This is a genomic window from Sphingobacterium zeae, from assembly GCF_030818895.1.
Taxonomy (GTDB): domain Bacteria; phylum Bacteroidota; class Bacteroidia; order Sphingobacteriales; family Sphingobacteriaceae; genus Sphingobacterium; species Sphingobacterium zeae.
In genome coordinates this window covers 689,344-710,484 of sequence record NZ_JAUTBA010000001.1, presented here as the reverse complement: position 1 = coordinate 710,484, position 21,141 = coordinate 689,344, and the positions used below count along the sequence as shown (strand labels likewise).

At 41.5% G+C, this 21,141-nt stretch carries 14 protein-coding genes and 1 pseudogene; 10 read left to right on the top strand and 5 right to left on the bottom strand.

The window, feature by feature from the left end:
- Position 1: 1 nt before the first annotated feature.
- Positions 2 to 3,088 carry a SusC/RagA family TonB-linked outer membrane protein gene (locus tag QE382_RS03065; protein WP_307184635.1) on the bottom strand — a complete coding sequence of 1,029 codons (3,087 nt, stop codon included), beginning with the start codon at positions 3,086 to 3,088 and terminating at the stop codon, positions 2 to 4.
- A 603-nt stretch (positions 3,089 to 3,691) separates the two neighbouring features.
- On the opposite strand from QE382_RS03065, the pseudogene QE382_RS03060 reads away from it, so the two are divergent.
- A pseudogene (locus QE382_RS03060) lies at positions 3,692 to 4,291 on the top strand (DUF6266 family protein); the annotation flags it as partial.
- An 18-nt stretch (positions 4,292 to 4,309) separates the two neighbouring features.
- Here QE382_RS03060 and QE382_RS03055 read toward each other — a convergent pair.
- The 3 genes from QE382_RS03055 to nagA all read right to left on the bottom strand — a co-directional run bounded on the left by QE382_RS03055 (position 4,310) and on the right by nagA (position 7,839).
- Complete coding sequence (locus QE382_RS03055; protein WP_293938058.1) at positions 4,310 to 4,864, bottom strand: acyl-CoA thioesterase; 555 nt, start codon at positions 4,862 to 4,864, stop codon at positions 4,310 to 4,312.
- A gap of 148 nt (positions 4,865 to 5,012) precedes the next feature.
- Positions 5,013 to 6,638 (bottom strand): glycoside hydrolase family 10-like protein, encoded by a 1,626-nt coding sequence (locus QE382_RS03050; RefSeq protein WP_307184634.1) that lies wholly within the window; start codon positions 6,636 to 6,638, stop codon positions 5,013 to 5,015.
- A gap of 94 nt (positions 6,639 to 6,732) precedes the next feature.
- The gene (gene nagA / locus QE382_RS03045) at positions 6,733 to 7,839 is read right to left on the bottom strand and encodes an N-acetylglucosamine-6-phosphate deacetylase (protein ID WP_307184633.1); all 1,107 of its coding nucleotides are present in this window, start codon (positions 7,837 to 7,839) and stop codon (positions 6,733 to 6,735) included.
- 145 nt (positions 7,840 to 7,984) lie between these two features.
- Here nagA and QE382_RS03040 point away from each other — a divergent pair, with 145 nt between their 5' ends.
- From QE382_RS03040 to QE382_RS03020, 5 genes are all read left to right on the top strand, one after another.
- The gene (locus tag QE382_RS03040; RefSeq protein ID WP_293884183.1) at positions 7,985 to 8,116 is read left to right on the top strand and encodes a DUF6728 family protein; all 132 of its coding nucleotides are present in this window, start codon (positions 7,985 to 7,987) and stop codon (positions 8,114 to 8,116) included.
- A gap of 12 nt (positions 8,117 to 8,128) precedes the next feature.
- On the top strand, positions 8,129 to 8,515 hold the full coding sequence (locus tag QE382_RS03035; RefSeq protein ID WP_293884185.1) for a RidA family protein: 387 nt from the start codon (positions 8,129 to 8,131) through the stop codon (positions 8,513 to 8,515).
- A 3-nt stretch (positions 8,516 to 8,518) separates the two neighbouring features.
- Complete coding sequence (locus tag QE382_RS03030; RefSeq protein WP_307184632.1) at positions 8,519 to 9,442, top strand: EamA family transporter; 924 nt, start codon at positions 8,519 to 8,521, stop codon at positions 9,440 to 9,442.
- A 391-nt stretch (positions 9,443 to 9,833) separates the two neighbouring features.
- Positions 9,834 to 12,893, top strand: coding sequence for a SusC/RagA family TonB-linked outer membrane protein (locus QE382_RS03025; RefSeq protein ID WP_307184631.1), 3,060 nt, complete (start codon positions 9,834 to 9,836; stop codon positions 12,891 to 12,893).
- 10 nt (positions 12,894 to 12,903) lie between these two features.
- Complete coding sequence (locus QE382_RS03020) at positions 12,904 to 14,574, top strand: RagB/SusD family nutrient uptake outer membrane protein (RefSeq protein WP_307184630.1); 1,671 nt, start codon at positions 12,904 to 12,906, stop codon at positions 14,572 to 14,574.
- A gap of 135 nt (positions 14,575 to 14,709) precedes the next feature.
- Here the strand turns inward: QE382_RS03020 and QE382_RS03015 are convergent, their stop codons facing one another.
- Positions 14,710 to 15,903: an ATP-binding protein gene (locus QE382_RS03015; RefSeq protein ID WP_307184629.1), complete on the bottom strand. Its 1,194-nt coding sequence runs from the start codon at positions 15,901 to 15,903 to the stop codon at positions 14,710 to 14,712.
- A gap of 210 nt (positions 15,904 to 16,113) precedes the next feature.
- Between QE382_RS03015 and QE382_RS03010 the strand changes: the two genes are divergently transcribed.
- From QE382_RS03010 to lipB, 4 genes are all read left to right on the top strand, one after another.
- The gene (locus QE382_RS03010; protein WP_209578489.1) at positions 16,114 to 16,539 is read left to right on the top strand and encodes a hypothetical protein; all 426 of its coding nucleotides are present in this window, start codon (positions 16,114 to 16,116) and stop codon (positions 16,537 to 16,539) included.
- Between the two features lie 66 nt (positions 16,540 to 16,605).
- Positions 16,606 to 18,711, top strand: a complete 2,106-nt coding sequence (gene recG, locus QE382_RS03005) for an ATP-dependent DNA helicase RecG (RefSeq protein ID WP_209578488.1) — start codon at positions 16,606 to 16,608, stop codon at positions 18,709 to 18,711.
- A 427-nt stretch (positions 18,712 to 19,138) separates the two neighbouring features.
- Positions 19,139 to 20,329: a GTPase HflX gene (gene hflX, locus QE382_RS03000; protein ID WP_307184628.1), complete on the top strand. Its 1,191-nt coding sequence runs from the start codon at positions 19,139 to 19,141 to the stop codon at positions 20,327 to 20,329.
- A gap of 60 nt (positions 20,330 to 20,389) precedes the next feature.
- Positions 20,390 to 21,085: a lipoyl(octanoyl) transferase LipB gene (gene lipB, locus QE382_RS02995; RefSeq protein WP_307184627.1), complete on the top strand. Its 696-nt coding sequence runs from the start codon at positions 20,390 to 20,392 to the stop codon at positions 21,083 to 21,085.
- The last annotated feature ends 56 nt before the right edge of the window (positions 21,086 to 21,141 follow it).

Below are 21,141 nucleotides of genomic sequence, written 5' to 3'. Positions count from 1 at the left end.
TTTAAAACTTTAGATTTAAACCAAAGGTTACTCCAGCAGTTGCCGGTACACCAGCATAATCCACACCTACAGAACCAGAACCAATCACGCCTGCTCCAGCAGCACTCACCTCAGGATCCATACCAGAATAATTTGTCCACAACCAGAGATTTGTTCCTGTCGCTGTGACTGATGCCGCTTTAAATATTTTAGAACGCTTCAAAAAATCAGGAGGCAAGCTATACGTCAGACTTAAGGAACGAAGACGTAACCAATTTACAGTTTCAACGAAATGAGGTGTATGCAAGGCATAAATATCTCGATAATACTCCTCTGTTGCAACAACTTCCTTCGTAATCATTTCATATGCTTTCGTCTCTGGATTAAGCGACATGCCTGTAAAGGAAAGTTTATCACCTCTGTTTTCCGTTACTTTACTTAAGCCATTATAGGCCAAAAGATACTCTGTGCCATTTAAGATATCTCCACCTTTTCTAAAATCAAATAAGAATGATAGCTCCCAGTTTTTATAGACAAAAGTATTATTTAGACCACCAAGGAAACTCGGTTCTCTATTACCAATAGGCTTTGTCGCATCTGTCGATGTCAATGGGTATCCTGTTTTCCAATCCAACAACAAATTCCCGTCAGCATCGCGTTGCCAGGTTGAACCACTTATACCCATGAAATTTCCATTGCCAAAAGAAGCCGCTTTTCCATTTCCTACCTGCACGTCAGTAACATACAGAATGGGTAGAGAAGCTGGCAATGATTTCACCACGCCTTTGTTATGAGAGAAATTCAAAGCCAAATCCCATCTAAAATCTTCTTTTTTAATTGGAGAGGTATTAATAGACACCTCTATTCCCTTATTTTCAATCTCGCCCGTATTGACAAAACTTAATATATATCCTGTTGCATTTGAAACACGAGGTTGCAAGATTTGATCTTTAGAATTGTTTTTATAATACGTAAATTCTAAACCTAACTTGTTTTTGAATAACTTCAGATCAGTACCAACTTCAAAAGAGGTCGTTGTCTCAGGTTTCAATTGATCATTACCCCTCGTCCAATAATTTCTAAACCCACCTCCAACGGTCAATTGAGGTTCAAACAAATAGGTTGCTGTTTGATAAGCAGGCGCATCTTTACCGACCTGTGCCCATGAAGCTCGCAACTTACCATAATTCAAAATATCGCTTTTCTCCATGAGTTCCGTGAAGATTAAACTCCCAGAAAATGAAGGATAAAAGAAAGAACGATTTTGTATCGGCAAGGTAGAAGACCAATCATTACGACCTGTAGCACTTAGGAATAATAGGTTTTTATAACCGATACGCAAATCCCCATAGACACCTAGCAATCTTTTTTTGGTGATGGATTCATTGAAATACTTATTCTTTGCATCCGCATTGTTTATGCTTTCAAAATTCGGAATAGAGAATTTCTCGGCACGCATGGAATTTGCTTGAAGATATGTATCCTCAGCTGTTGTCCCCAATAAGAAATTGACATCCCAATCCTGTTTAAATTGCTTATGGAAATTCAACATAAAATTGGAATTGATGTAATTATATTGACGAATATTTTCGGAAAGCATTCCTTTTTGCCAAGCTTCCTTTACGGCTGAACCGGGCGTTATAATGGATCTAAAATTCGTGGTGTAATTATCAACACCTAACTTATAAGTCGCATCTAACCAATCCGTAATCTTTACATTCGTATATACATTCCCTAGAAAACGGTTTGTCTTGTCATTTTGAGGGTTTTTATGGATTGTCCAATACGGATTATCAACATTATCTTCAAGCGCCACGTTCGGTAGTAGTAAAATCTGTTTGCCACTAGGATCTATCCAGTTTTTCATGTCCACGTTACGCGGAAAAGCTAGAATGGATTCCATATACCCCAACCCCGAGCCTCCCCAAAGACCAGACCCGGTTAAGGTTTTCTGCGTGGTACTATGCGAGTAGGATGCGTTTGCACCAAATGTAAAAACACCTACTTTTTGTTCGCCATTAAATCGGAAAGTAGTACGTTTAAAATCGGTGGTGGGCACAATTCCTGATTGGTCTAAATTCGAGCCAGATAAATAAAAATTACCCTTTGCATTACCCCCTGACACATTGAATGAGTTATCAAAACTTGTTGCATTTTGATAGAAGTCCCCTAAATTATCATAAACAGTTTCTCCAGGCTGAAAAGCATCTCCCCAAGACAGATACGTATTATCCGTAATCCTATTCCCTTTATAATTAGAACCCTGCTTAAATTTATCTTGTAACTTCGGCAAGCGATTTACCCAATTCACACCAAAGCGTGAGTTTATTCCTATCGAAGTAGCCCCATCTTTCCCCTTTTTGGTCGTTACGACAATAGCGCCCGCTGCCGCCCGCAAGCCATACAGTGCCGCAGCCGCAGGCCCTTTCAAAACCGATATAGATTCAATATCCTCCGGATTTAAATCCAACGCACGATTACCATTCGTGGTGGAGATATTCGTATTGCCGTCAAAAGCGGAATTATCACCTTGGCCAGTGGAATTATCCATTGGCATACCATCGATAACAAATAAGGGTTGATTATCCCGTTCGAGGGAGGTTCCGCCACGAATAACGATGGAAGCAGATGCTCCTGGCGCTCCTCCCGAATTCGTCACATTTACACCAGCAATCTTGCCATTTAATGAATTGATTACATTCGGATTTTTATTCTTCATCAACTCATCCGATTTGATATCTTGGACAGCATAGCCCAGCGCTTTCTTTTCCTTCTTGATTCCCATTGCCGTCACAACAACTTCTTCGAGAGCTTCCTCACTACCAGAAAGTGCAACATTGATCGTCGCATTTGTGCCAACTAATTGTTGCCTTTCTTGAGAACCCACTGCTCTAAAAATCAAAATGTCACCTGGCTCTGCACTGATCGTAAAACTGCCATCGGGCTTCGTTTGTGTACTGACAGCTTTACCTTTGATGCTCACAGTGACATTGGCCATGTTACCTCCATCAGAAGCATTCGTCACTTTACCCGTTACAGTTTTGGTTTGCGCCCACAAGCTAGTTGACAGCATCACCCCTGAACAGAATAAGAGAAATTTTTTATTCATGGTTTTTAGTTAGTTGTTAATAATTGCCCGCGACAGGAGGTTCCAGTGCACGGTTTGTTCAATTGCTACACAATACTATGAAAAGCGTCGTATTTATGCAAGTTTATGCGCAATTATTTAAAAAAGAAATACCAACAAACATATTAAAGCACAATATAATACCAAAAAATCTGGCAATCCACCCAAAAATAGATACAAAAACGCACAGCCTAGCAAAATAAAAGCAAAAAATCTATTAAAACACTTAATAAATTTATTAAAACCACCCAATAAGCCCCTTTCACTGTATTGAACAACAGAAACACACACATAAACACAACAAAATCGCCAATACGATGCATCATCCAATAATACCAGCGAGCTTACGCAGGCTTCCCCTGTCTACCACAATTTACGTTAACAAATAGATACCATTTTCGGAGATCCTTCGGTACTTGCTCGGTACTTGCTCAGAGTTTGCTCGGTGTAAAGGACGAGAGTAGGCCGAACTTGATATTGACAAATACGTATTAATTTGTTAACTTAAGGAAAAATAAACTCTAATTGATATCGATTATGGCAGTCATTTAAAACGGTGCCAACGGCACACTTTCGGGGAAAGCAGGCTCAATAGTTTTTGTTACAAATGGAAATAAAACCTATGCAAGGGGCTTACCAAAGAAAAGCACAAAAAAGCCTACTGTGGATCAAATCCAGTCGCGGTTACGGTTTTCTCTGATCCAAAAATTTAGCTCCTCAATGCTCTATTTGTTACGGATCGGATTTAAAAACTATAACCCCAATAAAAAGGCTTATATCAACGCCATGTCCTACAATCTTAATAATGCTATAGAAAAAACCGCAACGGGCTATGCCATCAACTATGAAAACTTCCGTATTAGTAAAGGGATCCTTAATCCGATTACCTCCTATAGATTTGAGATAGATAAAGAGACAGAAACATTCACCCTCTTCTGGGATTATGACGCAAAGCTAAGCACAGCTTCTCGCCTCAATACAAGCAGTTGTCGAGTGATTTTATCTGGCCCAGAAGAACTTGCATTTTCCAATGAGGGCATGAATACGCTTCTCCAACAAACACAAACGGTAAAACTTCAACGACAAGAGCATATTGGCACCTACCACATCTATGTTTTCTTCCATAAATCAGATGGAAGCGACGAATGTACAGACAGCAAATATCTGGGTACTGTCGAATGGTAGTGAAGAACCTTCAATCTGTTACGGAGCAAGATTGATCTGTACATCAAAGTGCTTCTGAATATAAGCTTGTTGCTCGGCAGAGTCTGTTTCCATGTCGTGAATGGCACGATCTCTTTCTTTGTCAACTTCCATCTTCACCACACAGCGGTAGAACCGGAATATGTCTTTTTCAGTCTCCAGTATTAACCTCGGTACGCGGGCTGGCCTTCCTGTTTCATCTTTGGCCACCATCGTAAAGTAGGAGGAATTACAATGTTTGGTTTCGCCCGTCTGAATGTTCATCGCTTCTACTCGAATACCAACTTCCATAGAAGAGTTGCCCACATAATTCACTGAAGCGATCAAGGTGACGAGTTCGCCCACTTCAATAGGCTTCAAAAAATCCACTTTGCCAACCGAAGCTGTTACACAATAGTGCGCTGAAAATTTAGAAGCGACAGCAAAAGCGATCTGATCCATCAAGGACAAAATATAGCCCCCGTGAATTTTACCGCCAAAATTAGCATTGGATGGCAACATCAGCTGTGACATCCGAATCACCGAGTCGCTTACGGTTTTATAGATCTCTTCCATACCTATAAATGTAACTCGGATCGGTTACAATTCAAAGCAAAACATTAACAACTTCGTAAACACAAGTAGCGATAGTTAATTTCTCAAAAAAGGGATATCCGTAATACAGATATCCCTTTTCCTTTAATCCTGATGGTATGGAAACCACTTATTTTATATGCTCAGCAGCATACGGTCCTTCATTACTCAGACGATCGACAGCTTTTACCGCAACATACTGAAGCTTTTTGTTGTTCGATGTCATTGGGATCTCTTTACTTGTAACTCCAGGATCCAAAATCTCGTATTGCCATACCCCTCCATAGTTGAGATACAATACCCATTTTGCAACCTGATCAATTTGCTGGTGCTGCCATTTCGCAAAAATATTTCCACCTTGTGGCGTTAGTAACAACGATGGTTTCAAAAGTGGGTTTGCATTTAACCAAGGACTTGTTGGTACCAGCGCTTTCACCTGGTAGGGTCCATTAACCAAAGCCTGTGTCATGGCGGGGTTTTTGGTCAGTCCTGCCAAACTCCAGTGGATCACACCCTCCCGATTATCAGGCAATAGTGTACGTGCAGCCTCTACTTGATTCACAATTTCCTGAACATATTCTGTCCCGCGCTTGCCCACAGTATTGATCCCTGGCCAAAGGTGGCGTCCCAAGGTATTTTCACTTTCCCACCATTTTAACAGCGCGGTATAACTCTGCTTAGCGGGTTGTATTGGCCAATACAGTTGGGGTGCAAAATAGTCGATCCAACCTTTGTTCAACCATAATTTAGCATCCGCATAAAGCATATCATACTGACTCGATCCTTGGATTCCTGCCGGATAGCCTGGTTTCCAGATGCCGAACGGGCTGATCCCAAATTTGACAAAATTCTTCTCCTTTTTAATATCTTTATAAATACGTTCGATAAAGGTGTTTACACTATTTCTCCGGAAGTCACCTCGGGAAAGCGTGCCCCCATTACGTTTATATTCATTGTAACTATCCAAATCTGGAAAATCCTGCCCACCATTATATTCAGCATAAGGATAGAAGTAATCGTCAAAATGTACGCCATCGATATCATAACGTTTGACAATATCCATTACCACGCGAGCAGCATGGTCCTGCGTAGATTGTTTGGATGGATCAAACCAGTAATATCCTTGTTTCAGTTTGACAACAGATTCGAGCATTTTGCGTGCCATAGAGGCTGAGGTAACAGGGCCACCAGCGGTATGGTGGGCGCGGTAAGGGTTTAGCCAAACGTGAAGCTCGATCCCTCTTTTATGTGCCTGTTCTACCCAGAAATCAAGCGGATCATAATAAGGGGATGGCGCCTGCCCTTCTGTTCCTGTCAAAAAATATGACCAAGGCTCTAAATCACTTTTATAAAATGCATCTGCTGATGGACGCACCTGAAAAATTACTGCATTAAAATTATTATTTTTCAAGAAATCTAAAATGCCGATGGCTTCCTGTTGCTGTTCTGCTGTACTCAGGTTATTTTTGCTCGGCCAATTGATATTGGCAACAGAGGCCACCCAGGCTGCACGAAACTCACGGGGCAAAGCTGGGAGATTGACGACAATTTCCTTCTTTTTCTCTGCAACTGGCTGCGCTTTTGTCTCAACTGTATTTTTCACCCGTTCGCGCTTAGGTAATGTGGGAGGATCCTTTTTTACAATTTCTACATTGGTCGCTGTGGTGTTGACAGGCTCGTGTTTCTTATTTTTCTTGGATGAACAAGAAGATAAAACAAAAAGTGCTGTCGCTAAAAATAATAGGGAACGTTTCATCAATCTATAGAATAGTGTTTTTTCAAAATAACGAACGAAGATACATATAATATTAGTCAATCTTGGACAATCGGTCAATCTTCTGCGAAATGGATCAGCGCTTTAACTCGCCTTTAAAGATCACCTTTTTCAGCTGAAAGTCATCATTAAAGACAATGACATTTGCTATGCTTCCTGCATTTAGATTTCCGATATCCGCTCGCTTTAGCAGGTCTGCCGGATACACCGTAGCCATTCGGATCGCTTCGTCGAGTGGTATACCCACCTTTTGCACCGCATTTTTCACCCCTTCGAGCAAGGAGATTGCAGCCCCTGAAATGGTCCCGTCCGGCAATGAATAATACCCGTCGTTCAATATATGCTGGTATATATCTTTATCGCAAGCGGCCACAGCATCTGTAATCATAAACAGGCGGGCTCCCAGCTGACGTTTCGCAATTTTCACAGCTTCAAAGCTGACATGATGTCCATCGACAATAATACTCGCCCGCGCTGTCGGATGATTAAAAATTGCGCCGACCAAACCTACTTCGCGATGATGCAAAGGCGACATGGCATTAAACAGGTGGGTGCTTGTTGGAATCCCCAGATCGTAACCATGGGTTCCTTCTTCGAAAGTCGCATCACTATGCCCTGCACTGAGCAGCAAATTGTAGCTGTGTAAGTGCTGCAATACATCGTCCGCTATACGTTCAGGTGCTATGGTCATCATCTTGACAACCTGATTTCCTGCCAAAAGATCGTCAATCTTTTCCTTTGTAGGCTCGATGATTAATTCCGCAGGATGCGCACCTCGTTTTTTAGGATTCAAAAAGGGACCTTCTAGATGTAACCCTAAAAATGCATCGTGCCGGAAGCCTTCTGCCACGCGAATGGCATCCTTAAAGACGGGTATGGTATTGGTCGCCAGAGTCATCATAAAAGAAGTCGTGCCTTTAACGACCAAGCCCTCGGCGATGCGTTCCAAAGAGGCTACACTACGCTCGGCGGAATACAAGTCCGATCCGTCGCCATACAGTTGCAGATCGATCAGTCCTGCACAAATATTACACCCATTGACTGGATAACTGGTGTAATCCGTAGGCACATCATGCTTATCAACAATTGCGGCAATTTTACCTTCATTAATCAGTAATGCTTTTTCTTCAAAGATCGCCTCACCAGTATATATCTTACCTCCAATTAACGCTAGCTTATTCATAGATTTTTATTTCGTTTACCAATTTACCAAAATTCGAAAATATACTGTCCCTTGTAAACGATTTGTTTCACAGTCGATAAATGTACGCTCAAAGTTTTTGATCTTTTCATTTTAACTTTCTAAATTACTGTTGTAACTTAGTTCCATGTACTTATTTAGAAAGCGCAATGCAGAACGCCCGACGAATGGGAATATAAAAGCCATGCATATTATTAATGCAACGGCCATTATTGTCTTTTTATTGGGACTGATCTACAAAATATTTTTTACTTCCTAAACACTGTAATTCATGTCAAAAAAAGAAATCTTCAATACGGACAAAGCTCCGGCTGCAATAGGCCCCTATAACCAGGCGATTAAAGCTGGCAATACATTATATGTCTCTGGGCAAATCCCACTGGTTCCCGAAACAATGGAGTTAATTGCATCTGGTATAAAAGACGAGGCGCATCAGGTGCTGAAAAATATCGAAGCTATCCTGACAAATGCTGGATATACTTTTGAAGATGTTGTCAAAGCATCCATTTTCCTAAGTGATATGGAAAATTTTGCTTTAGTCAATGAAGTCTATGCTGAATATTTTAAAGAAGCCCAGCCAGCCCGGGAGTGTGTTGCGGTAAAAACATTGCCGAAGCATGTAAATGTCGAGATTTCAGTCATTGCGTGGAAAGATTAATCCGTGGAAAATAGCAACGAAACAGCAAGCCGCGGAAAATATCTTTTCGCGGCTTTTTTGGCTCCCTTTATTTGGGGATTTATGTCTATACCTGTACGGTGGATACGCGGCTATCCTGCCGAAGATATCCTGTATTTTAGAATTATTACCGCCCTGTTGGTCCTTTGGGTATACGTGCTTATTTTCCGAAGAAAGATGCTTGTGGCTGATATTCGTAAATTTGGACTTCTATCACGGGCAGACAAGCTCCGTCAAACGGGACTTATGATTCTCGCCTCCGCGCTGATCTTCGGAAACTGGTTTACTTACATCTATGCTGTAAACCATGTCAGCATTCAATCCGCCGCATTGGCCTATCTGACCTGCCCCCTAATTACCGCGGCAGGAGCCTATCTCATGCTCAAGGAAAAATTGACTGGATGGCAAAAAACTGCACTTTTCATTGCTTTCAGCAGCGTATGCCTACTGGCAAGAGGTTCATTGAATGATGTGCTATGGGCGATTACTATCGCATCCTGTTACGCGTTTTATCTGATCGTGCAACGGGTATCGACAGGCTTTGACAAGCTCAATCAATTGGTTCTTCAACTCAGTATATGTGCATTGTTTGTGATACCCAAACTCATCTATAATCATCACACCATCCCTAATGAGCCGGTGTTTTGGAGCACCATAGTGCTCATCGCATCTCTGTTTACGATCATCCCTCTTTTTTTGAGCATGTATGCCCTCATCGGCATTTCATCCACCACGACTGGTGTTCTTTTGTATATTAATCCGCTGATCGCATTTACTTTGGCAGCGACCTACTTTCAAGAACCTGTACAGCCAATAAAATATATCGCATACGGTATCATCCTTATTGCTATCATCCTATTTAATGCTGCAAACATCAAACAGGCCTTTACTAGACCATCCCGAGTTTAAGCAAAACGCCCCACTAAATACAAATTTTTAGCTATGGAAGGGATGCTCGATGTATCGACATAAAAAAATGACAAACCACACATAACACTGACTAATAGAAAATTACAAACAAAAAAACGTTCATACGAAACATTTGCATTGCATAAAATTTTTGAATTTTGTCCAACAATAGTAAATTAGACCCTTATTAAGGGAAATCACACCGCTTTTTCTTCCTATAAATTAGGTATTGAATAGCTTATACTATTAAAAAATAATCATTTATTTCGCCCCTCGATTATTCAATATCTTTTCTTCTAACCAAAATGCTAAATGGAATTAGCCCACTCCATTAGAACTTCACCGTTATGAAAATACGTATATAAAAAACTGAATATAACACATATACTATATGAATAACAAATTATACTCTACTTTGAGGGTGTTGGGTATTGTTCCGACAATGCTTTTTTCAGCATCCTTATTGCATGCGCAAACCAACCAGATAAAGGGAACGGTTGTTGACGCTAAAACCAAAGCTCCTATTCCAGGCGCCACAATTAAAGTACTGGGCACTTCCAATGCAAGTTCTACGGATGTTAAAGGCGCATTTCAGATCAATGTTGATGATAAAAACCGCATATTGAACATCAGTACTGTCGGTTATGAAAATAAAACGGTAACATTGGGCCCTGGTGAAACGACAGTAACGGTAAGTTTAGAAGAACAAACACAGCAGTTGGAAAGTGTCGTGGTCACCGCTCTAGGTATTAGCCGTGCACAAAAATCATTAACATACTCAACACAACAGGTCAATGGTGACGAATTGAACAAAGTCAAAAGCACCAACTTGGCAAATAATTTAAACGGTAAAGTAGCCGGCGTTAATATTGCTTCCAGCTCTTCAGGACCAGGTGGCTCGGCGAAAGTTATTTTGCGTGGTAACAAGTCGGCCTCTGGCAACAACCAGGTACTTTATGTTGTCGATGGGGTTCCAATCAATAACCAGACATTAGCAAGTCAGCCAGACAACGTGTTCGGCGGGCAACGTGATGGTGGCGACCCTATTTCATTGATCAACCCAGAAGATATCGAAAACATCTCCGTATTAAAAGGAGCATCTGCAGCGGCATTATATGGTAGCCAGGCAGCCAACGGCGTTATCTTGGTCACAACAAAATCAGGTAAACAAGGTCGCACAACGATCAACTTCTCATCAAGTGCACAGATCGAACAGGCTGTATCGACACCGAAATTCCAAAACCAATATGGTCAAGGTTCGGGTGGTAAAAACAGTAACACCAGTGTATTTAGCTGGGGCGACAAAACCAATGGCGCCAACTATGATAATGTAGGTGAATTTTTCCGTACAGGTAGCAACTTCACCAATTCATTGACATTGTCCGGAGGTAACGAAAAAAATCAAACGTATTTCTCTTATGCAAATACGCTTGCAAAAGGTATTCTTCCAGAAAATGACCTGATGCGTCATAACTTCAATCTCAAGGAAAGTGCTTCATTTTTTGATAATAAGCTGACCGTTGAAGGAAGCGCCAATTATATTACACAAAAATTGGATAATGCCCCTAGTTCAGGATTTTATTATAATCCACTGGTTGGAACCTACCTATTACCTCGAAGCTTAAATATTGCGGATTATAAAAATTACGAAACGTTCAATCCAAGCCGCAATCTGAACGAACAAAACTGGTTCAGCCTAAGTGATAGTCCCACAACACAACAGAATCCATGGTGGATCGTCAACAGGAATCCAACAAGCTCTACCCGCAACCGCTTGCTTTTAAATGGTAGTGCAAAATATAAAGTAGCGCCTTGGATCAGTATTCAGGCTAGGGGAAGCGTCGATCGCACCTCAGAGGTTTGGGACCGTAAAGTCTATGCGAGCACACCAAATCCCCTTGGGAAAGTAAATGGTAATTACAATTATACAAATACCACCATTACACAACAATACGGTGATGTCGTTGCCAACATGAACTTTAATGTCAGCGATAAGTTTCAGATCACAGGATTGGTCGGAACAAGTATCACCGACTGGAAAACCGAAGGTGTGGATTTTAACACAGGTATTGACGGGTTAAAAATCCCAAATCAATTCTTTATCCAAAATACAACAACGCCTGTCACATCGACATTATCGGCTAATCGTAGACAATTACAATCGGTATTTGCATCAGCAAACTTAGCCTACGACAACTGGATTTATTTGGATCTGACGGCGAGGAATGACTGGTCCAGTACATTAGCTTTCACAGGTACAAAGTCTTTCTTCTACCCATCTGCAGGATTGGGTATTGTATTGAATGACAAATTAAACTTACCTGAGTTTGTCAATATGGCCAAGATTCGTGGTTCGTATGCAGTAGTGGGCAATGATTTGCCTCCTTACACGAGTTTATTAACAAACACGGTGAACCCGTACGCTGTATTGACAGTAAATGACATTGCGTTCTTGAAAACATTAAAGCCCGAAAAAACGAAATCTTTTGAAATTGGAACGGAATGGCGCATGTGGAACAATCGTTTGAATGTGGATGTTACGTACTACAAAACAAACACAACGAACCAGTTCTTCAAAGTCGCTGCGAGCCAAGCTTCGTTAAACCAACAGTATGCAATTAATGCCGGTGACATTCAAAACCAAGGGGTAGAGGCGTTGGTATCATTGGATGCGATCAAAAATGAGGATTTTAAATGGACAACAAGTATCAACTTCACCTACAATAAAAACAAGATAAAAAAGCTAGCTGATGCTGTTCCTGAGTTTAGTTTAACTGGTGAAAATCAAAACAACTTTGCTTCCAAACTTGAGGTAGGCGGTTCTTTTGGCGATATCTATGGACAGGATTTTGTACGGGATGCTGAAGGAAGGATTATTATCTCAGAAGATGGTATTCCTCAAAAAACCAACGCTTATACTAAGCTAGGAAATTCGAATCCAATTTGGCAAATGGGCTGGAACAATAGTTTCAATTATAAAAACTTCAATTTAAGTTTCTTGATTGACGGCAAGTTTAATTACGAGGTAATGTCAATTACACAATCTGTCATGGATGGTTATGGCGTATCAGAAGCAACTGGAGCCGCTCGTGCAAATGGTGGCGTTGCCGTAAACGGTGTTACACCGAATGGAACTCCTGTTGCTGTCGTCGATGCAGAGAAATGGTACACATCAACAGGAGGTATAGGTCCTGTCAGTAGCCAATACATTTACGATGGAACGGTCGTGAGACTGCGTGAATTGACTTTCGGCTATGATTTCAATATTAAAGACAGTTTCTTCAAAAAATTGCGCGTCAATGCTGTAGGAAGAAACCTATTCTACATTTCTAAAAAGGCTCCATTTGACCCTGAAGTAACGATGTCAACAGGCAATTCGCTGAGTGGTGTAGATATCTTTATGATGCCTGCAACCCGCAATTACGGACTTACACTAAATGCAACTTTCTAAACGATCAACAATGAATTTTAATATCAAATATATATCCAAATTCTCCCTGGCCATGTTACTTCTTGGAGGAACGATGACCAGCTGTACAAAGAATTTTGAGGATTACAACAAAAACAATATTGGGCTTACAGATGAAGATTTAAAGGGGGACGGACAAGATCTTGTGCTTTTTTTAAAAAATGCACAAATGTCTATTTACAATTTCTCTGGTGCGGGAGACCCTAATTCTTATCAAGTACAACAAAATCTGAATGCAGACGTCTTTTCGGGCTATTTCATGTCTCCTACGCCGTTTAATAGCGGTCAGAACAACCTGAATTATGCCATGGTAAATGGATGGAATGGAGAACCATTTAAAGTGCTTTATCTTAACGTTATTAAATCCATTGAAAAGTTAAAAAGCAATGGCCTTGCAGAGACCTATCCAGCACTATGGGGTTCAGCATTAGTGATCAAAGTGGAAGCGGCGAGCCGTGTTACAGATATCTATGGTCCTATTCCATATAGTAAAGTAGGCACCTCCAATACCGTTCCATACGACAAACAATCCGATGTATATGCTGCTTTCTTCAAAGAGCTCGATGAGGCTGTAACCGCGTTGAAATCGTACAAAGCAGATAGTCCAATGGCTGCTAAAATCGATCAGATCGATCTTGTATTTCCGAATACTGATAATCAGGTCAGATTTGCAAATTGGTTGAAAATTGCCAATTCACTTCGCCTGCGTTTGGCAATGCGTTTGGTTAAAGTCGATGCTGCTTTAGCAAAAACACAAGCCGAAAAAGCACTGGATCCGACAAATGGTGGTGTATTGGAAAGTAACACCGAAAACTTCAAGATCACTATACCGGCGGATGGAACCTACAGCAACCCGCTTTGGTTTATTTCCAAAAACTGGGCCGATACCCGTATCAATGCGACGCTTTCTTCCTATATGACAGGATTGAACGACCCGCGTATCTCTAAATACATGGCACCTGTCATTAAAGATGCAACAACAACGGCGTTCGCTGGTAAATACATTGGAATCCGTGCAGGTGCAGATGGTATCGAAAAAGACAAATACCAAAAGCTATCGGCATTGAATACCGAAGGTACAACACCAACTTTCGTGGCAACAACAGCACCGGTATTAATGACCGCAGCTGAGGTTTACTTCCTTCGTGCGGAAGCAGCATTGAGAGGTTGGAACAATGCCGGTGGAACAGCGCAATCACTTTATGAAAAAGGAGTGGAAACTTCCTTTACGCAATGGGGTGTAACATCAGGATTGAGCACTTACCTCAATGATAATACCAGTAAGGCTGCAGCTTACAAAGATCCTTTCAATGCGAAGAATAACGCCAATTCACCAAGCGCACTGACCATCAAATGGAATGAGGGTGCTACCAATGAAGAAAAACTGGAACGTATTATCACCCAAAAATGGTTGGCGATCTTCCCTGAAGGACAAGAAGCTTGGAGTGAATTCCGCCGTACTGGATATCCCCGCCTATTCCCGGTTGTGGTCAACAATAGCGGTGGACTGATCGATACTAAAATACAGATCCGTCGCTTACCGTTCCCACAAAATGAATACAACACTAATGCAGCTGAAGTACAATCTGCAATCTCGTTGTTGGGCGGACCTGACAACGGCGGTACCAGACTTTGGTGGGATGTAAATAAGGGTAATTTCTAATCAAGAGATCATCCGGGATAAATTCTCAAACGGGGCTATTCAAGTTTTGAATAGCCCCGTTTTTATATAATTTTTACTGTCCTGTTCAACGCAAGATCCCAATGTGGGAAGCGGGTCAATGATCCAGCGGGAATACTAATATAAAAATCCGAATAACCATAGCGGAATCTTTGCGCCAAAACCTGTTTCTATACCATCTGCCGCAATCAAGTAACGATCGGTATCTCGAACCTGCTGACTACCTTTATTTTTACCGCCCACTTCGATATGAACCTGCTCGACTAAAAAGTCGCCAGTCTGCGGTTCGGATACTTCCAGCCCTGCATGAAGCAATTGATTCAATAAAAAAGTTTCCCGTAGATTTCCTTGGTTTGGATCTGGGTGAATTGCATAAGAAAGGTTCGTATTTTCCAAGAAAAGTTTGTCCGGCTTTTGTAGCCGCGATACGCCTTTCCCTTGTGTGGATAAAACATTTAAAAGTCCTGCGTCCTTCAATTGATAGATGTATTCTAATATGCGATCTCTGGAAATATCCATTTTGGCTGCTAAGGCGGAAATATTAGGCTTGAAAGGAGCGGATTCTGCTATTACTGCTAATAAGCGTTTTACTTTCACAGCCGTACCAGCATTGTAAGATGCAATGTAAGCAAGATCAATATCAACGACCGCATCTATAATTTGCTCTAGTTTAGGCAAATATTCGTTTTCACCTTCGGTAAATATAGGCAGATAACCCGATCGCAGATACTTTGCAAATAGTGGCAGCGGTCTTATGGAGGAAGTAATATTCACACTGATCTCGCGATGTTGCTTTTGAATGTCTTCAAATGTTATCGGAGAGAATGAGGCCACTCCCGAGAACTGGAGATATTCTCTAAAAGAAAGTCCTGCCAATGTATAGCTCACCACTCGTCTGCTTAAATCGGCTTGACCACGATAGATGTCTAAAGCCGATGATGCCGAAAATATAACGCGCATACCGGGAATCCCATCATAAATATTTTTGAGTTCCCTGGACCAGTTAGGATACTTATGTACTTCATCAATCAGAAGGAGTTGCCCCCCCTGTTGATACCAATCCATTGCGGTATCTAGTAAACTATGGTTGTAAAACCAGGTATGATCAGCGGTAATATAGAGACTTTTATCTTTTAATGCGCCCAGATCATATTTCATATGCTGCAATAAAATCGTCGTCTTACCTGCCCCACGTGCACCTTTGATCCCTATCATCCGTTGATTCCAGTTAATTTTTTCATGAAGGTATCTCCTGAAATCATTGTTGATGCCCTGCAAAAGAATATCTTGAAAATTGATCAAAGTTTCCATATTGTCGTTTCTATATTACAAAAATAATTAAATTTTGTTGTTTCAAAACTACATTTTTACTAACATATTGTTGTTTCAAACCTACAATCTAATGAAAATTATGCGCAATAGAGTTCAAAATCAAATTTCTCTTGACAAAAACTTCATGGAAATCCTTTGTAGCAAAGACCAAGAATTACCCGTTTGATTAATAAAACCAAGAAGAAGATTATGAAAAATCTCTCAATTTTGAGTATTACGACCCTATTGGCATGTTGCATGCTATTTGTTGTTTGTAAATCGGAGTCACATTTAGAAAATCCCTACAAGGACAAAACAGAAAAGGAACTTGAGTCGCTCTCCAATGAGAAGTACAGCAAAATCGTTGCCTTTGCCAGGCCCAAAGCCTGTAGTGATGCTACAGAATGGGAAATGATAGAAATACGAACAGTGTGTGGGAAAAGTTACCTTCCCTATCAAAAATCCGTAGACAAAACAACCTTGCAAAATATGATCAATGACAACAACCGGCTGATGGAGATATATCAGCCAATGGTGGCTCCCAAAATAAATTGTATACCTTATCGCAAACCATTGGGCGTGATCTGTAAAGAAGGAAAAGCAGACATTAAATATGAAGAATCTGCTTCAAAATAGTCACACTAGCCCAAGAAATGGCTCCATAAACGCATAAATTTTTTGTAATTTAGCCATTCAAGAAGAATGGCTGAATTAAGTTTAATTACCCCCATAGAATACCTCAAAGGTGTAGGTCCACAAAAGGCAGATGTGCTCAAGAAAGAGTTGCAGGTATTTACCATTGGTGATCTACTGACGCAATATCCTTTCCGTTATATCGACCGTACAGAGTTTCATAAAATCCGGAAACTTCATCCCGATATGATGGCGGCACAGGTACTGGGGCGATTGGTTTCGCTACAACTCGTGGGCGAGAAAAAAACGAAACGTCTTGTCGGTTCTTTCAAAGACGAAACGGGCTCCATGGAATTGGTCTGGTTTCAGTCCATCCCATGGCTCCAAAAATCATTAAAAGTCGGCTCAGCCTATATTATTTACGGCAAGCCGAGCGAATTCAATGGGCAGCTTTCCATTACGCATCCCGAAATGGATTTATATAATCCGCAGGTTAAACAGATCGGCAACATGAGTTTACAGCCGGTGTATTCGTCGACAGAAAAACTCAAAAAGTTCAATCTAGATACCAAAGGGATCCAACGCTTGCAGCAAACTGCATTGGAAACCGTATTCCGTAGTATTGATGAATCGCTTCCCCAGAATGTGCTTGCTAAACATGGCCTCATTTCCAGGCAACAGGCGTTCGCTTCCATCCATTTTCCAAGCGATCAAAAGGAGCTGAACCAAGCCATCAAACGCATCAAATTTGAAGAGCTATTCTTTATTCAGCTCAAGCTGCTCAACAACAAGCAGCTGAATACACAGAAATTCAGAGGCCAGCGGTTCAATAAAGTCGGTGAAAAATTCAACACGTTCTTTAATGAACGTCTTCCATTCCCTTTGACAGGAGCGCAAAAGCGCGTTGTGAAGGAAATCCGTATGGATACCAATACAGGTGCACAGATGAACCGCCTGGTACAGGGCGATGTTGGATCCGGGAAAACGGTTGTTGCCCTCATGAGCATGTTGCTTGCTGTCGACAATGGATTTCAGGCCTGTATGATGGCTCCGACAGAAATCTTGGCGACCCAGCATTATCATGGACTTAAAGATCTTGTTGGCGACGATATTGTTACGATAAAGCTTCTCACTGGCTCCACTAGTACGAAAGAACGCCGTTTGATCCACCAGGCACTGGAAGATGGCAGCTTAGATATTTTAATTGGCACCCACGCCCTAATCGAGGACAAGGTAAAATTCAACAACCTGGGCTTCGTTGTTATTGACGAGCAGCACCGTTTTGGTGTAGAACAGCGGGCCAAACTCTGGCGGAAGAATGTCATTCCACCACACATGCTGGTCATGACAGCAACACCAATTCCACGGACATTGGCGATGACCATGTACGGCGACTTGGACATCTCCGTGATAGACGAATTACCTGCAGGACGTAAACCAATCAAAACTGTCCACTTTTTTGAAAGTTCGCGTTTGCGGATGTTTGGTTTTATGCGCGAGGAGATCGCCAAAGGCAGACAGGTTTATGTAGTGTACCCGCTCATTAAGGAAAGCGAAAAACTTGATCTGATATATTTAGAAGCAGGACTAGAAAATTTGCAACGCGAATTTCCGCTACCACAATACAAGATCAGTATCGTTCACGGCAAAATGCCCGTAAAAGATAAAGACTTTGAGATGCAGCGCTTTGTCAAACATGAAACGCAGATTATGGTTGCCACCACCGTTATCGAGGTCGGCGTCAATGTTCCCAATGCATCGGTGATGGTCATCGAAAATTCCGAACGATTTGGATTATCCCAACTGCACCAATTGCGTGGCCGTGTAGGCCGTGGTGCTGAACAGTCTTTTTGTATTCTGATGTCGGGCAATAAGCTGAGCAAAGAAGGACGATTAAGGCTGGATACCATGGTGCGTACCAATGACGGGTTTGAAATTGCAGAAGTCGATCTACAGTTACGTGGCCCGGGCGACATCTCCGGCACGCAACAGTCGGGTGTACTTGACCTCAAGATGGCCAATCTGGCCACCGATCAAGCGTTGCTAACGGAATGCCGCAACACAGTCATTGAAATCTTCAACGAAGATCCAACACTCCAGAGCGAAAAAAATCAGTTGCTCCGAAGCTTCCTCGCAAGAAAATCAGATGGCATTGCCTGGGACAAGATTTCTTAACCGCATGTCATTTTCGCTAGGAAAATTGATCCATCAGGGCAGGGCTTCCTAAAAGCCCCTTATCTTTTTTGTTTATAAAACCAAATTTATTTACTTTTGCATCATTATGAACATGATATAGAAAATATCCCTTCTTTTACTAGGCAAAAGATGGCGACCGAACGCTTACATATTTTGAGTTGCCCTGGTAAGCAAATCACAGGAAATTTATTGGTTAATGGAGAATTATGTCATAATCGGCATCAGTCTTGTGTGGTGTACAAATACATAAATTCTTAAATTTACCTTTTCAAACAAACATCGAGCTTTCGGGCTCATTGAACAATAATTAAAAAAGTGAATGAATAACAAGAGTTAGGTAATAAATAGCTTGCACAGCACTGTTCAATCACCTTTCGATTTCACTTAAAAGACTTAATAGTACAAAATGGCCAGATTTAAAATACACGATACAGCTATAAAACCCGAAACAGCCGTCTTGGTGAGTGTCATCACCCCAAGCGTAACGGAAACAAAAGCAAAGGAATATTTGGAGGAACTTGAATTTTTGGTGCAGACTGCCGGTGGTGAAACCAAAGGTATGTTTACACAGAAACTAGGTTTCCCTGACCGAGCTACCTTTGTCGGTAGTGGAAAGCTGGAAGAAATAAAAGCATACGTCGAAGCGGAAGAAATCGACATCGTTGTTTTCGACGATGAGCTTTCACCTTCGCAGCTGCGTAATATTGAGAAAGAATTAAAACGCAAGATACTGGACCGTTCCAATCTGATCTTGGACATCTTTGCCCGACATGCCAAAACTGCACAGGCAAAGACACAAGTAGAATTGGCCCAATTGCAATATCTTTTACCACGTCTGACCCGTATGTGGACCCACTTGGAACGTCAGCGCGGGGGTATTGGTATGCGTGGTCCGGGTGAATCACAGATTGAAACCGATAGACGTATCATCCTGGACAAAATTTCTTTGTTCAAAGAACGCCTAAAAGCAATCGACAAGCAAAACGAGACGCAACGGAAAAACCGTGGTGAGATGATCCGTGTAGCTTTGGTAGGTTATACCAACGTAGGAAAATCGACGATTATGAATATGATCTCCAAGTCTGACGTACTGATCGAGAATAAACTTTTTGCTACACTGGACACCACAGTACGCAAAGTTGTGATAGACAACCTCCCCTTCCTGCTTTCAGATACGGTCGGCTTTATCCGTAAACTACCGCACCATTTGGTGGAATGTTTCAAATCCACATTGGATGAAGTTCGGGAAGCCGATGTCTTGATCCATGTAGTCGACATCTCACACCCCAACTTTGAGGACCATATCCAGGCGGTAAATGAGACATTGAAAGATCTTAAGGCATTGGACAAACCAGTGATTACGATATTTAACAAGATTGATCTTTACAAACCGGCTATTGAAGAAGGGCATGATGGCGAAGAGATCGAGGTCACATTGGATGATTTCCGTAATTCATGGATGGCAAAAAATGCAGATCCCGCAATCTTCCTATCAGCAAAAAATAAAACGAATATTGAAGAGTTCAAACAAAAACTGTACGATATCATTGTGAAGATGCACAATGAACGTTATCCATACAATAACTTATTGTATTAATTTTGACAAACAATCCTGTGAATGGGCCTTATGCCCATTCAAAGTTTAAAAAAATACGAAATGAACAAAGAGGTGCAGTTTCAAGATTGGGGTCTTGTCGATTACCAAGAAGCATGGGACAGACAAGAATCCATCTTTAAGGGAGTATTGGATATCAAGCACGACAATAGGGTCAATGCGACAACGACCATTACCCCAAATTACTTGATCTTCACAGCACATCCGCATGTTTACACCTTGGGGAAAAGCGGGCACGAGGAATACTTGCTGTTAGATGAAAAAGGGCTCGAAGAGAAGGAGGCCAAATTCTACAAGATCAACCGCGGTGGTGACATTACTTATCACGGCCCCGGGCAGATTGTCGGTTACCCGATTCTGGATCTTGACAACTTCTTTACGGATATCCACCTTTATCTGCGCACACTGGAAGAAGCGATCATATTGACCTGTGCTGATTTTGGTATTGAAGCCGGAAGATATCCCGGGTTTACAGGTGTATGGATTGAACCGGATAAGCCAACAGCGCGCAAAATATGTGCGATGGGCGTACGTGCTTCACGCTGGGTGACCATGCATGGCTTTGCCTTCAATGTCAATACAGATCTTGACTATTTTAGCAATATCATTCCTTGTGGCATTGACGATAAAGATGTTACGTCGTTAAAGCGGGAACTTGGCAAAGAAGTCGACATGGAAGATGTGAAAGAAAAACTGAAAGGCCATATTGCGAAACTCTTTGAAATGCAAATAGTGTAATTTAAGTTTTCAACAACATACTAAGGCCCTTTGAAAGCGGAATTTTAATTTCCCTT

Bases quoted from the DNA above. Each gene is read 5' to 3' on its own strand.
- lipB (WP_307184627.1), top strand. From the start codon at position 20,390: ATGAACAAAGAGGTGCAGTTTCAAGATTGGGGTCTTGTCGATTACCAA.
- QE382_RS03015 (WP_307184629.1), bottom strand. From the start codon at position 15,903: ATGGAAACTTTGATCAATTTTCAAGATATTCTTTTGCAGGGCATCAAC.
- QE382_RS03055 (WP_293938058.1), bottom strand. From the start codon at position 4,864: ATGGAAGAGATCTATAAAACCGTAAGCGACTCGGTGATTCGGATGTCA.
- QE382_RS03050 (WP_307184634.1), bottom strand. From the start codon at position 6,638: ATGAAACGTTCCCTATTATTTTTAGCGACAGCACTTTTTGTTTTATCT.
- QE382_RS03010 (WP_209578489.1), top strand. From the start codon at position 16,114: ATGAAAAATCTCTCAATTTTGAGTATTACGACCCTATTGGCATGTTGC.
- nagA (WP_307184633.1), bottom strand. From the start codon at position 7,839: ATGAATAAGCTAGCGTTAATTGGAGGTAAGATATATACTGGTGAGGCG.
- QE382_RS03025 (WP_307184631.1), top strand. From the start codon at position 9,834: ATGAATAACAAATTATACTCTACTTTGAGGGTGTTGGGTATTGTTCCG.
- hflX (WP_307184628.1), top strand. From the start codon at position 19,139: ATGGCCAGATTTAAAATACACGATACAGCTATAAAACCCGAAACAGCC.
- QE382_RS03065 (WP_307184635.1), bottom strand. From the start codon at position 3,088: ATGAATAAAAAATTTCTCTTATTCTGTTCAGGGGTGATGCTGTCAACT.
- QE382_RS03020 (WP_307184630.1), top strand. From the start codon at position 12,904: ATGAATTTTAATATCAAATATATATCCAAATTCTCCCTGGCCATGTTA.
- QE382_RS03035 (WP_293884185.1), top strand. From the start codon at position 8,129: ATGTCAAAAAAAGAAATCTTCAATACGGACAAAGCTCCGGCTGCAATA.
- QE382_RS03040 (WP_293884183.1), top strand. From the start codon at position 7,985: ATGTACTTATTTAGAAAGCGCAATGCAGAACGCCCGACGAATGGGAAT.
- recG (WP_209578488.1), top strand. From the start codon at position 16,606: ATGGCTGAATTAAGTTTAATTACCCCCATAGAATACCTCAAAGGTGTA.